Annotated in this window: 15 protein-coding genes; 12 read left to right on the top strand and 3 right to left on the bottom strand. The window is 44.6% G+C overall.

Annotation, left to right across the window (positions count from 1 at the left end; translation table 11 throughout):
* Window position 1 precedes the first annotated feature (1 nt).
* Genes A142_RS15640 through A142_RS15625 form a run of 4 tightly spaced genes read left to right on the top strand, consistent with a single transcriptional unit; the run spans window position 2 to window position 4,154 of the window.
* Entirely contained in the window at window positions 2–973 is a 972-nt protein-coding gene (locus tag A142_RS15640) for a TIGR03756 family integrating conjugative element protein (protein WP_029405661.1), read from the top strand.
* Window positions 973–2,280 (top strand): integrating conjugative element protein, encoded by a 1,308-nt coding sequence (locus A142_RS15635; protein WP_019825410.1) that lies wholly within the window; start codon window positions 973–975, stop codon window positions 2,278–2,280. The genes A142_RS15640 and A142_RS15635 overlap by 1 nt, the downstream gene beginning before the upstream one ends.
* A gap of 3 nt (window positions 2,281–2,283) precedes the next feature.
* Window positions 2,284–2,568 carry a hypothetical protein gene (locus A142_RS15630; RefSeq protein ID WP_019825408.1) on the top strand — a complete coding sequence of 95 codons (285 nt, stop codon included), beginning with the start codon at window positions 2,284–2,286 and terminating at the stop codon, window positions 2,566–2,568.
* Window positions 2,562–4,154 (top strand): conjugal transfer protein TraG N-terminal domain-containing protein, encoded by a 1,593-nt coding sequence (locus tag A142_RS15625; RefSeq protein WP_019825407.1) that lies wholly within the window; start codon window positions 2,562–2,564, stop codon window positions 4,152–4,154. Before A142_RS15630 ends, A142_RS15625 begins: the two co-directional genes overlap by 7 nt.
* Window positions 4,155–4,171: 17 nt before the next feature.
* Here the strand turns inward: A142_RS15625 and A142_RS15620 are convergent, their stop codons facing one another.
* Window positions 4,172–4,420 carry a hypothetical protein gene (locus A142_RS15620; protein WP_019825406.1) on the bottom strand — a complete coding sequence of 83 codons (249 nt, stop codon included), beginning with the start codon at window positions 4,418–4,420 and terminating at the stop codon, window positions 4,172–4,174.
* Between the two features lie 168 nt (window positions 4,421–4,588).
* Between A142_RS15620 and A142_RS15615 the strand changes: the two genes are divergently transcribed.
* A complete protein-coding gene (locus A142_RS15615; RefSeq protein ID WP_241813120.1) occupies window positions 4,589–5,203 on the top strand; it encodes a hypothetical protein in 615 nt (204 codons plus the stop codon).
* A gap of 292 nt (window positions 5,204–5,495) precedes the next feature.
* Here A142_RS15615 and A142_RS15610 read toward each other — a convergent pair whose 3' ends face one another.
* Window positions 5,496–5,975, bottom strand: coding sequence for a hypothetical protein (locus A142_RS15610; protein ID WP_019825404.1), 480 nt, complete (start codon window positions 5,973–5,975; stop codon window positions 5,496–5,498).
* A gap of 506 nt (window positions 5,976–6,481) precedes the next feature.
* Between A142_RS15610 and A142_RS15605 the strand changes: the two genes are divergently transcribed.
* The 5 genes from A142_RS15605 to A142_RS15585 all read left to right on the top strand — a co-directional run bounded on the left by A142_RS15605 (window position 6,482) and on the right by A142_RS15585 (window position 9,612).
* Window positions 6,482–6,946: a cupin domain-containing protein gene (locus tag A142_RS15605; RefSeq protein ID WP_017097733.1), complete on the top strand. Its 465-nt coding sequence runs from the start codon at window positions 6,482–6,484 to the stop codon at window positions 6,944–6,946.
* 27 nt (window positions 6,947–6,973) lie between these two features.
* Complete coding sequence (locus tag A142_RS15600; protein ID WP_017097734.1) at window positions 6,974–7,339, top strand: VOC family protein; 366 nt, start codon at window positions 6,974–6,976, stop codon at window positions 7,337–7,339.
* A 45-nt stretch (window positions 7,340–7,384) separates the two neighbouring features.
* Window positions 7,385–7,756, top strand: coding sequence for a DUF4440 domain-containing protein (locus A142_RS15595; protein ID WP_017097735.1), 372 nt, complete (start codon window positions 7,385–7,387; stop codon window positions 7,754–7,756).
* A 345-nt stretch (window positions 7,757–8,101) separates the two neighbouring features.
* Window positions 8,102–8,728, top strand: a complete 627-nt coding sequence (locus A142_RS15590; protein ID WP_019825403.1) for an SEC-C domain-containing protein — start codon at window positions 8,102–8,104, stop codon at window positions 8,726–8,728.
* A gap of 122 nt (window positions 8,729–8,850) precedes the next feature.
* Window positions 8,851–9,612 (top strand): DUF2971 domain-containing protein, encoded by a 762-nt coding sequence (locus tag A142_RS15585; RefSeq protein ID WP_019825402.1) that lies wholly within the window; start codon window positions 8,851–8,853, stop codon window positions 9,610–9,612.
* 94 nt (window positions 9,613–9,706) lie between these two features.
* Here the strand turns inward: A142_RS15585 and A142_RS24980 are convergent, their stop codons facing one another.
* Window positions 9,707–9,847, bottom strand: a complete 141-nt coding sequence (locus A142_RS24980) for a hypothetical protein (RefSeq protein WP_158008805.1) — start codon at window positions 9,845–9,847, stop codon at window positions 9,707–9,709.
* 195 nt (window positions 9,848–10,042) lie between these two features.
* Between A142_RS24980 and A142_RS15580 the strand changes: the two genes are divergently transcribed.
* Both A142_RS15580 and A142_RS15575 read left to right on the top strand, forming a co-directional pair.
* Window positions 10,043–11,752, top strand: coding sequence for an ATP-dependent nuclease (locus tag A142_RS15580; RefSeq protein ID WP_019825401.1), 1,710 nt, complete (start codon window positions 10,043–10,045; stop codon window positions 11,750–11,752).
* A complete protein-coding gene (locus tag A142_RS15575) occupies window positions 11,749–13,191 on the top strand; it encodes a UvrD-helicase domain-containing protein (protein ID WP_019825400.1) in 1,443 nt (480 codons plus the stop codon). The genes A142_RS15580 and A142_RS15575 overlap by 4 nt, the downstream gene beginning before the upstream one ends.
* Window positions 13,192–13,326: the final 135 nt, after the last annotated feature.

Below are 13,326 nucleotides of genomic sequence, written 5' to 3'. Positions count from 1 at the left end.
GATGAGCCTCACCTTACTCATACACAAATCACTCAAGCGAGGGCTAGGTTTGTGCATTCTAGGCTCATGTCTGTGCGCGTCCTCTGCCATCAGTCAAGAAGTGACCACGGCCGAGGTCATCAAGAGCGCAGCCTGCCCTGATTGCTTGGATTACGAAGTGATTGGGGCGTGCCTGTGGATGACCTGCACCCCGGCGGGATGCTCCACCGACACCTCGATTAAGGTCAAACACCGTTTGCCCGATTTTGTGGTGATGAGCTACCCCGAAACCGGGGAGGCGCCTTGGCAAGACACCGCTTGGATGTCACCAGACAATGCCTATTCAGAGAACGGCGGCCACAGCGCGCGTCGCAGTGTGCAAGGCCTAGATAACACCTCGATGCGTTTTTACAACAGCGACGTCATCGGCCACCCAGGCGGGCAGACGATTTTCTCACTGCTCGCAAGCTTTGGTTACTCGTTATCAAGTCAAGCGACGCCGCTCATGCCGCATTATTTATCGAGCCTTGACCCACTGGGTTGGCGCTACAACCTGCCGGACATCCTGTCCACTCAAACATGGAACCCTCTAACCGATGCGCTTGGTAACTTTGGGGATGTCTATCCGCGTGGCGGCTTTGTCTTGCAGCGTCATTCGTTTAAAGCCGCTGCGCTGACCGCCTTTCGCGCGCTGCATGTGGTGACCCGAATGGGCGAAGGCCGAGTGTATCAACCCTTTACCCCAACGGCGCACCCAGGCTTTTGGCCACCGGGTCCCGTTAATCCCAATAACGAAGAGACCGCTTGGCAAATGCTGTCGCCGATAGCGCAAACCGATGCGACTGTCTGGCCACAGTTTGATGACAGCTTAACGCCTTACGACCCTTACGCGCCGCACATCGCCTCAGACGACCAGTACGTCTGGGCTGCATGGCGCCTATACAAAGGCTGCCAGCGTCGTGGTAGCACGCTGATTGCCCACTTTGGAGAATAATGATGACCAAGACTTGGCCGCTCAAAGCGGCATTACTGCTCCCCCTATTGATGAGCGCCAGCGCACACAGTTCGATAGGAACCAACGTGAACCTTAAAGCCGACAACGACAGCGTTCTTCACTACACCCTAGGCGGCGGGCCGGTCATCGCACTGCCCGCCAGACAAGAGCGCATCAGCCCCACCGCCCTTGGCGTCGGTTGGGACATGAACCTGCAGTGCGGGATGTTAGACCCATCGGTCACTGTTGAAAATCAGCTCAACGGCGTGACCGAAGGGTTTCAGGACATGATGGGCGATATGCTCACCAATGCCACCTCAGCAGTGCTGAGCCTGCCAGGCTACTACCTGCAGAAAAAAGACCCTGGGCTTTACGATTTGATGACCAACGGCGTACTGCAAGGCAAGTTCGATTTTGACGACGCCAGCAGCTCGTGTGAGGCCATGGTCGACACCATGGGTGAGATGAACACCGATAAGGCTTACGCCACACTTGCCCGCGCCCAGGCATGGACCAATGCCGTAAAAAGTGGCGACGCCGTCAGAGCCAAACAAGAAGTGCAAGACGACATGGGCGACTCTGGGGTGACCTGGGTGGGCGGCGCCAAATACGGCGGTCGCAACCAACCGGCCATCAACGCCACCACGGATGCAACCCAAGCAGGCTTCACCTTACTGTCGGATGAAGCGCAAAAAGAAAGCCACCAAGGCCTTTATCGCTATTGGGACAGTGAAGAGACAATGAGTGAGTGGGTGTCTCAAGTGATTGGTAGCCAGTCGGTGCAAACCGGCATGGACAAAAGCCGAACCGAGGCCACGCCAGGGATTGGCCTGTCTCAAGAGGTAACGGAAGTGAGCACCACGTTAGAAAGTGAGCTTCGAGGCGCCATCGCAGAGAGCAAAGAGACCGAGCACTTTCCCAAAACGCTGATAGAAGCACTTACCGAGCGAGAAGTGGACAACAACACCGTATCGCGCATTGCCAGTGAGCTCGCACTCTCTCAAGCGATTGAAAAAGCCCTGTACGCCCGCCGCGCGCTGCTGACGGGCAAGTACGAAGTCAATATTGCTCAGCACGCCACGGCGCAAAAAGACATCGACAACTCAATTGCTCGCCTTGAGCGCGAGATTGACATGCTGCGCTACGAAGCCGAGGTCAGACAACAAATAGGCACCCGCACCGCCCAAGCGGTGGTGGATGACTACCGCTACCAAAGACCACAAGTTATCCCGCAAACACCCAAATCCGACTCGGTCTTTTTAGACAAAGACCGATATGACAACTCTTATGACAAGGATGGAGAATAATATATGAACACCTCAACAGCCCGACCTCAAAACCGGTTGCGCCGAAGTCGCCACGTCATCACACTGCTTTTGTGCTTGCTCGTCGCCAGCGCACTGGCTTTTTCACTGGACGGGGACACGCTATCAAGCAGCGCATACGCCTGGTATATGGTCGCACTGCGCATAGTCATCTACGGCCTCGCGCTGTGGCGCGCTAAGCGCTACGCCTTTGGTATCGCGCTTGCCCTCATGCTCAACGAACTCATCTTACTCACCCAATACGTCGATTTAGGAGCCTTCTCATGGTAGTCAACGATCCGCTTTCCGTCTTACTGACGCTGACCAGCTGGCAAATCTCCGGCAAAATCTTCATGATATTGAATCAAACCGGACTGATTGTCTTTATGTTGGCCGTCATTGTGTTCCAAGTGTGGTTTGATGTCGCTCAAGAGGGCGAAGACGAGGGCAACAAAGGCCTACTGAGCATGAACCGCACCGAGGTCAAACTGATGTTGGCCGGATTAGTGTGCTTTTTTGCAGTGATACCCTTGTACCCAGTCAACGTCAACACGCTCGTCATGGACCAAAACGCCAGCGAATCGTGCGGCGTGGGTATCAGCAGCGGCGCAACCCACAGTGACCAAAGCTCGTTAAATGGGGAATTGGTTCATGCCCCGATATGGTGGGTGCTCTGGCACAGTATTTCGCAAGGCCTGACCAACGCGGCGGTCTCCTCGGTGCCGTGTCACTACGATGTCGAGCGCAGCATGCTAAAACTCTCTCAAATCGACATTAAGAGCGAGCAACTTCGACAGGAAACTCAAGACTTCTACGAGCAGTGTTATACGCGAGCGCGTCTGATGATGAAGGCGGCCGCGCGTAAAGAGCGAGTCACTCAAAACGACTTTGATAATGCCAATTGGATTGGGGGCTCTTATTTCCTTGGCTATAATCTGGCCGCGCCAGAGACCACTTATAATGGCTTACAAGCTGAACACATCGTGTTCAACTTCCCGTATAACTCAGAGCGAGACGACCCGGTGCAACAAAAGTATCGCCGCACAGCGGTTGATACCAGTGCCGCGTATCCAATGTGCGATGAATGGTGGGACAGTACTCAAGGCGGTCGCAGTGATGGCCAGCGCGCAGGCTTGTTGTGGCGCTTGTTCAATCACATTGAAGACACCAACCCTGAATTGATTCATGACATATTTGACTATGATGGCTTTTTCTCAAAAATAATGGGCTCTGAAGTCACCCCTGCCGATAAGGCGAACATGCTGGTTCAGCGCGTGTTGAGTGTTGAAAATCAATCGACCAGTGGACGCATTGTTCGTGGCTATGGCCAGGTGCTTGATAAGTCACTAGACCATCAAGTCAGAGAAGTGTGGAATAGCGGCGCTGGCTGGGCGGGGTTGCAAATTGGGCATATCTTCACAGGCCCGGCTTACTTTATTGTGCGAGAGGCAATGCCGATGCTGCAGTCTTTGCTGCTCATTGTGGTGGTGATTGCGAGTCCGATAGTCTTAACCGTCAGTAACTATTCGATGATGACGCTCATGTCGCTGTCATTGTCTTATACCGGATTGTTGTTCTTAACGTTTTGGTGGGAGTTGTGTCGAAGTCTGGACAGTAAGCTTTTGGAGGCGGTGTATTCCATGCATGACAACTTTAATCCGATAACCGGCACGATCAACAGCATGGATGATTCGATATTAGCGTTTGTGATGATCACGTTTTACGTGGTGGTGCCCGCGATATGGTTTGGGGTATTAGGTTACGCCAGTTATCGCGTGAATGGGGTGTCGATGGATAGTGCTATGACCAAAGTTGGAGATGCAGCTCAAAAAGGATCAGATAGACTAATAGGCACACTAGGAAATAAGATGAAATAAAAGAGAAGAGCAAGCAATTATGATTTTTTATAATACGCTTGCTCTTCCTCGTATAAAGTACAATCACTGTGAGCTTTGAAGAAAGCTTCCTTCCATGACATAGACTTATCTAGTGTAGGTTTAGTTACTAAAGCTTCATTCACCTCTTCAAATGACATAGTTGTACTACTAAGAAGGGCATCACGCTCAGCTTCTACCTCAGCATGCAGACGATCACCTTTCTCATCTCGGTATGCCTGACGCCATTTTTTTAGAAATGCTAACATTTCAGCCTCTTTTGACTCAATGCGGTTAAATTACCATCAGATTACGCTTTTATGCAGACGGTTGCAAATCGAATCTTAAGCTTGACTGATTTTCACACAGGTTACGCCCAGTTTTTGTGGATAACTGTTTTAATGTGTTATAAAAACATAATGTTAAGTTGGAACTCGATGAAAAAACGGAAGGCTAAGTCAACTATGGCAACGAAAATTCACTATGATATTCAGCAAGTTAAAGTTAAAAGCGATAAAGAAAGCGCTCGACTGACCAGTCAGTGGGATCAGGCTCTACAAATCTGTCGTGACAAACCACTCGGAGAGGTCGCGAGAGCAAGATTAGCGTTTAACCTTGTCGATTACATCACAAGTGAAGATCTGCCTTTTCGCTTACTTATCACCCGTGCGCCACAAGCCATGGCCACCATCGTTGAGGAAACCCGAGTGTATAAAGAACATCGCGTCATTAATGGTAAACAAAGCGGGATGATTTACGCCAAAAGCGAACAAATGTTGCCAAGAGAAATCCGCTATACGAATGAGTTTGTGGCAACCCGCTACGTTGATGGGATAAAAACACCACTATCAAGCACTTCTCTCGTTGATTGCCTCAAGGCTGGAGAGGTCATAACACCACTCGATGGCATTTTGTTTTTAGGCTGTAAGCGCATCGCCAGTGACATAGCGCGCCTTAAAAAAGTCGAACCAACCATGAACATCGAAATGAAGCGCATCGAAGTATCGGACAGCTTCACAGACACAACAAGGAAGATGGCAAGTTACGGATGAATATCGAGGGGCTGCCATTGCCTTATTCGTCGTGTTTCGTGAGTCTCAAAAATAGTTGTATTGCATTCTGCAGGTAGGCATACACCAAACATAATATTGTTATAGGCGGCTTCTCACATCCTTGTACGTCCCTATAGCTGTACTCAATGCGCTCACTTTAACCCACAGCCCGAAAAGCCGCACTAGTCATTGTGCAAAATCCAATGAACACTTCGCAAGCACCAATATCATTGATATCACGACATTGCTGAGACGCTCGCAAATACTGCACAGCTGACTGACAATTCAAAGATTAACTGTCGATAATTTCAACTCTGGTACCTTGCCGTAAGATCAAAAAAATGTCGGGTAAGCGGTGCCCAAGCTTTTGCAAGTGCATGACCATCTTAGACTTATGATGCTCGTCTTTCGCCATATCATGCCCAAAATGCACGATTTTACAAAGCAGGGCTTGTTCTATGTGATCAAAATTTAACGTCAACTTAAGTAATGCCCGCTCTATCTGACGATAATTATAGGGCTTTGTTGACAGTGTTCTCGCTATGACACTCAACCCTAAATGCATAGCCATCATTCTATCAAGCTCACGCTGTATATCAGAACTGTCATCGATGCGGTTCTGATCATAGAAAGGGATTAAGTGGAGATAAAAGTGAGTAGGTTTGACATCGACTATCAAACGCTGGCGAACCGCCAGCGACGAGGCGTTAGGATAGCGCTCTAGAATACGCTCAATACGGCGCCTTAACTGGATATCATTGTGTTGACTCATCACGCCTCAAATCAGGGAGTTACGATAAAACTATCTTGCCACACCCCATCTTGCGCTTGACCATATTTTTATGATATGCGTCGTATAAATGACAAGCAAAAACGATAAAAAACTATTGATAATAAAGACATTTCCAATAATAAAAATCACTCTTCTTTATACGTGACATGCCAGCTTTCGCAATAAGATCAGGAGGGGAGAGCAAGGGAGCATAACCACAACATTACTTGGTGGCCGTAAAGTTTAGAGCGTTTAATCTAAATGATTTCTGCCCCAAAGTGTGTCACGACCGATGATTGACTAATTAATGGTGAGTTGATTTTGTAATACATATGCTAACTAACAACCCTAGAGTGCAGGTGTTTTTTTCGTAACCCATCACTCGTGTGCGTACAAAAATCACATAACCACCATATATGGCTTGAGTTGCTTAAAAAGGTTGAGCAAGATGGACAGAAGCAAATGACTATATCCCGACTGAAAAGCGTTATGCATAGGGGCAATTAATGACGAAAGCGAAACAAGCGTTAAGCATAAAAGGTGATACGTTTAACCCATTTCCAGAGCCATTTAAATCTCGCCTTGGTCAATCTGAATGCAGAAGTTTAGGTGATTCTTTTGGGCTCACTCAGTTCGGTGTGAATCTGGAAGTATTAGAACCGAATGCGCAGTCGGCTCTTCGCCATTGGCACACAAGGTCAGATGAGTTTCTTTATGTACTCGGTGGTGAGCTATGTTTAGTCAGTGATGACGGTGAGCAGACATTGTTTGCAGGAATGTGTATTGGCTTCCCTGCTAGGGTCGAAAATGGTCATCATTTAATAAACCGTAGTAGCGAACAAGCTAAATTTATAGTTATAGGGAGCCGAGTTGCAAAAGACGAAGCCCATTATCCAGATGATGATTTCAAATGGGTTGTTGAAAGTTCTGGTGAATGGACTCCCTCTAGAAAGAACGGCACACCATACTAGTGATTGGTAAGTAGTAGGAGGAAGACTATGATTCCAACAGCGATTCTTATTCATGTTCAAAATGTCGCATTGGGCATCGAGTGGTATCAAAAAGCCTTTCCTACAGCAGAATCTGTTTATCATCCTAGTTTCGACTTTACCGTGCTCAATTTAAACGGTTTTTCTCTTGAGATAGTGCAAGCAGACGAAAAAGTAGGCTCGGGTAAATGCGGGACAGTTTTATATTGGTCGGTAAACAACTTGGATAAAGCACTGGATCATTTTGAAGAACTTGGTGCAAAACTGTATAGAGGCCCAATGGCAATTGAAAATGGGCTTTTTATGTGTCAAATCGAAGATCCATTTGGCAACCTAATTGGCTTGCGTGGGGCGACGACGTTGCAAGTGGTTTAAATGGATTATAAAGGCCTTATATGCCATATCAGTTTAGGAGGTAAAATGGACATTTTGATCGAACAAGAAATAGAACTCCATCAATACCAAACTCGTCAGAACAAAGCTGACCTTGATCGTTTAATACACCCTAGTTTTACTGAAGTTGGTAAGTCAGGAGATAGCTACGATTTTACATCCATTATTCAAATGATGGATTTGGAAGAGCCTTCAGATATCCGCGTTCATTCTCAAAAGTATGAATGTATTCAACTTGAGCCTTCTATACAGCTTTTAAAGTATGAGTCTGCTCTTGTAAGTGAATCTGGAGAAGTTAGTGACTATGCCAAACGCTGTTCAATTTGGACATTTACGGGCACTTGTTGGAAGCTCAGGTATCATCAAGGTACGCAATGTAAACCTTTCAAACTCAGTTAGTAGTGATTATCCGAAATCTAATTATCTACTGAAGTTTGTCATTACGGGGGAGCTTAAAGTTTGTAACACGCCTCTGCCCCATTCCTTGTTGGCGATAGCAAACCACATAAGTCTCGCCTCAGTAGTTTTCGATATATTTTCTAATGCCAATCGTGAGGTGCGTAGAAATACCCCATCTTGTCGCATTTTCTCGTTACTGCTTTTGGTGTAACCCGTTATAATCTAGTAAAAACAGTATGTTATTCTAGAGGCTGGCGTTTGTTACATACATGAGAAATCCCAAAGTGGGATGTTTAATCACCCCACTCTGAGATCTAATAAATTAATATAAGCTAGGAGAGAACTATGGCTGTAATTACACCATCTGATTTGGAGTCAATTTGGCTTAGGCGCCTAATTGAAAAGCTAGGTGTAAGTGAAGAACCGAGAATTCTAGATTGTAAACCCGATCAAGGTGCCCAAATCAATGAGTGCTTTCCGAACGTTGAAGCTAAGGTTTCTACTACTGGTGGCGCAATTGTTTACGGGTGGCAAGTTTGGGAAACAGAGCATCTTATTGAAGCTGAGTTTCACGCGGTGTGGGCTTCTCCGTCAGGAGGCTTGTTAGATGTCACTCCCAAGGCTTTTCCATGCAAATCAATCGCATTTGTTCCTGACCCAAATACAAATTACGTTGGGCAACAGATAGATAATGTCCGTATCAACACATCTGGGAACGCCTTAGTTGATGATTTAATTAAGGTATGCGAGGCAAAATTCAAACTAGAGAATGCAGGTGAAAAAGCAGATATGTACGCCCTTAGCCTAAATGATGATGAAGCAAGCTACTGGCAATTTTTGGGACAAATGCGTGAAAATATAATGATTTTGCTTAGCAAAGGTTCAACACGGAATCAGCAGTGTTTTTGCGGCGCAGACAAGTATAAAAAATGCCACGGAAGAGTTTTAGTACAGCTTTTAGAGCGCTTATAAAAAGAGTATTAACGGGTACTTTACTCGTGGCGCATTTTTCTAAAAGCAGTGATTTTGCTGTGTCATTCAATTTTGGCAGGTAATTGCCCGTTATTCTGACGTTATAACTCAAGGGGGAATAGATGCAACCATTGAAGTTGGACATAAACGATGAGTCTGTAGCAGACTCGACAAAAATATATCGATACTTTTCATTTGAAGCATTTGTCAACTTAGTTGAAATGAAAAAGTTAACTTTTGCCAAAGTTACTACTTGGGAAGACCCTTGGGAGAATATCCTATCAAACTATGAGCTTGATATCGGGGGCAAAGTCAGCTCTACACAATATAGCGCAGATCAGTTCTTTTTTGGTCAATGCTGGACATTAAAGCAAGAATCAGATGCTATGTGGCGAATCTACTCGCCTAATAAGAGTGGTGTAAAAGTAGCGTCTACAGTAGGGAAGTTGAGAAAACTAACTGGCGTTCGTCGAGTTGGAGTGTCTATGGTTCGATATTATCGAGATATAGATGAATTAATGAATATGGTGCAACAAGATTATAGTCGCGGATTTACAACTAGGTATAAAAGAGTTGATTTCTCCCACGAAGAAGAAATAAGGATTCTAGTGCATCCTAATGACTCAACAGACGAAGACTTTCACGACAACACTCATGTAAATCTAGATATTCCAATAACTGACTTTTTAGACCAAGTTCAAATTGATCCTAGAGCACCTGCGTGGGTTGAAAGTATGGTCACTTCGTACTGCGATCGGATGCTAAAAAGCACAAATGTAGTTAAGTCAGAATTGTACACTAAAAATTTCAAAGGTAAGTTTGTGCGCAAGTATGAGCTATCTGAAAAATCTATATCATGGGAAGATTTAGCAAATAAAGCATGAGCAATGAAAAGAGTTATAACAAATAAAAATATGTGTCGCGCTGCCGACACTTTGTTTGAGTGTTGAACAAGCCCGTCCTTTGCCAAAACTCAGTTTATGCGAAGTGCATACCATAGAGCGCCGACTCTAACCCGTTTCTTCCCCAAAATGAGCTAGAGCCATTAGTTGCCCACTTCACAACAATCAAGTTTGACTTACTTGGTGTAATGCTTTTTGTGTGCACTTGCATAGGCATATACCGCACCCAACGGATGACTTAGAATGGTTCACCGATACATCTCAACGGAGTGAGATTCAAGTTACTAGGAAATTTTGAAGTTCACAATGGCTTTGATGAGGGGCCATTTTTTCGTCTAAGTTTGTTTCAGCCTACATTGTTTGATGTTAACTTTATGAAAATGATAACAAACAATAACTACATGGAAGATATATGTACATTCGTACAGTCGAAATTGAAAACTATCGAGCCTTCAAAAACTTCGAGATCAAATTTTCACCACTAAGCGTAATTATTGGTGAAAACGAAGCAGGTAAAACTAACCTATTCGATGCTCTTGCCTTGCCACTTAACAACAACGACATTAGCTTCAATAAGAAACGTCTCTCAGTATCGGATATCAACCGCGAAGCAATCAAAGAGTTTTACCAAGCGATCATCAACGGTAAGGACGATGATGAGATCAAGCTTCTGATTCCTAAGGTTCGAGTTGAGGTCGAGTTTACTGAGCCAAAGAACATTATTGAAGAAGGCGTTATTGGCAAGTGGATAATCGGAGAAGAAGCCGACGATAGCTACAAGATTCGTTACGACTTCAAGCCCAAAGATACAGAGCAATTTGTTAAGGCTGCAAAGGAGCTACTTGACGGTATCGGGGACATAAAAGATACACGCTGGTTCAACCTGCCAATTGAGCTGTACGACTACGACATAATACAAAGCAACAATGGGTTAAGGGTTAGCTATTCTGATTTAAGACTTATAGGCATCAACTCGATCAACGCTGAGCGTGATGACTTTGCCGAAAGTAACACTCAGAAATCAAACGACATCTTGACCAAGATGTTGATTTCCGCTCTCGAAGATTCCGACAAAGCCAAGATTAACAGCGCATACACTTCTTTTTTCGATGCAATTGAAAACACCGAGACATTCACAAAAATTGTTACACCTGATCCAGACTTCGAGAACTTCTTCGACGAGGTTGTTGATAAGCTTGAATGTATCCCGAACCTGCCTAATTTAAAAAGCATCCTATCCAACATTACTCTGAAATCGGGTGAAAGCTATCTGTATCAGCGTGGTCTTGGATATCGTAACCTCGTATACATCTACCTATTATTTGAGTTCTTTAGCGGCAACAAGAATGCACTCAACCTATGCTGTATCGAAGAACCTGAAGCACACCTCAGTGTCAACAACCTCCGCTTCGCAACTGACTTTATATACAAAAGCACACAAAAAGGCGGCTCGTCTCTACAAACGCTAATTAGCTCCCATAGTCCACTGGTCATTAATAAACTTGAGTTAACCAACGTGATCGTCCTATCTGGAAATAATGCGATCCACCTAATTGATAGTAAGAAACATCTTACTAACTACCTTCGTAAGCGACCAAACTTCGACATTCTAAAACTACTGCTGAGCAACAAGACTGTTCTCGTTGAAGGCACTACGGAAGAGATGCTGATTAACGCTATCCTCTATCGCAATAACGAAAATGTAAGCAGTCTTGAAGTTATTTCTATTGAGCAAACGGGCTTTACAACTTTTATGGACGTTTGGCTACAAGTCAACAAAGGCAATACTAAGAAGAAGTTAAGCATAATTCGAGATTATGATGACAATGACTCAACCAAAGATAAGCATCAAGAATACGATACTGATAACGACAATATTCGAGTAAGAACCACTACCAAATATACGCTCGAAGATGATCTTGCAGAGGCTGATGGAAACCTTGGCCGCTTGAACACACTTTTCAAGAAGAAGTTCAAAACCTCTGGTGATATGGCTGAGTTCCTGAAGAAAAGCAAAGCTGAAAGGATGCTCAGGATAGCTGATTCCATCTTAGATGAAGAGAACAAAGATCCGCTCTCGTTACCCAAGCACATTCAAGAAGCCTTGGATTTCATGAAATGATTGAAATTCAGATAGCTGGAGCAGGCGCAGGTAAGACTCATAGTCTGGCTGAGAAGATCATCGCGCACTACGACTCAACATCGCACAAGAAAATCTTTGCGATTACTTATACCAACAATGCCACGCAGAACATTTCTCAGGCGATTATCAGACAATTAGGATACTTGCCAGACAATATCGTAGTTTGCACAGTTCACACGTTTCTATTGAATGAGGTCATTTACCCTTACTCTCCTTTTGTTTTAAATGAAGTACACACTACCTCTTCACAATGCAAAACATTCTCAAACTTTCCTGCTGGAAAGTCTGCTGAGAAAAAACAAAGAGAAGCCAAGAGCACCATTTCAAGGCTAAAGAAAATTGGGGTAATACATGTCGATGAAACATATTCTGCGGCATGGAGAGTTGTCGATGAAAACTATTCAAAACACAACAGCCTGAAGAAGAAATCTAAAGTTAGGAAAGTTCATAAACTCCTAAGCAGTGCGATTGAAAAGATTTTCCTTGATGAAGCTCAGGATCTTGACGAAACCGCTCTTAAAGCTTTTCAAAAAATCGGCGAGAATTCTGCTGATATTTACATGGTAGGCGATCCCAAGCAAGCAATTGATTATCCGAAAGATTTCAAAGGTTGGCTAGCCAAAAACAAAGCCAACAAAAAAGTAAAAGTGCTGCCGAATATCACGACATCTCGTAGGGTTCCACAGAGGATTCTTGATCTATCAAATACCTTTTGCGCCAAAGGGCAAGAGCAGATCAGCTTGTCTGAAGTTGAAGGACGCCTCACATACATCACTACAGAAGATGACCATTATGACGCTGTACTTAGCCATCACATTGAGAATGGAAGTTTAGTTAGCATCTTCAGAAAAGAAGGTAACTACTCAACTAAACAAGCAGGAGCACTACCCGAGTTTGACCCTGAGGTAGAAGAGCTACTTACAGTAAAATTCCCCGAATACGAAGAAGGGGTGGTGATATATTCATTACAGCGTTTCTTTGCATCTTTGTTGTCCAAAAATGACAACAACAGTTCCATACGTAAATTTCTTGCCAAGCTCGAAATTCCGTATGAAAAAGAGTTGTTCAAAAATCTCTGCCGATCAGCTGAGCAATATAGTTCATCCAAGGACAATTCGGCTAAGTACACAATAAGCAGCATCCAGCGCACTAAGGGCTTAGAGTCTAAGGTCTGTGTATTAGTCTTAACACCAGCGATTTTCAAATGCTTAATGCAGGATGCTGTAACCAAGTTCAACAAGACTTGGAATATTGTTTACGTTGCATTAACGAGGGCTGAGTCAGAGCTTGTTGTTGCAGTAGACATGGATTTACTTGGCAACAAATACAACCACGATGACATTGTTAAAAGCCTTGAATCTATTGGGTTTGAAGTGTTAGACCCAAATCATCCAAACCACAAAACGAAGAAAAATTAGAGTGAACCTAATATCAACCCAAGATAATTGCCAAAAATCTGCTTTGTCCAGATTTTCCATACCTTTAGTTATTCATGAATTGCTAATTTAGGGAAGTCTCTAACACAGAATTGTCCGTGCGACCTGAGGTCGTAT

Origin of the sequence: Vibrio splendidus 12E03 (assembly GCF_000272105.2) — a bacterium.
Taxonomy (GTDB): Bacteria; Pseudomonadota; Gammaproteobacteria; order Enterobacterales; family Vibrionaceae; genus Vibrio; species Vibrio splendidus_I.
This window is presented reverse-complemented; position numbering and strand designations above follow the sequence as displayed.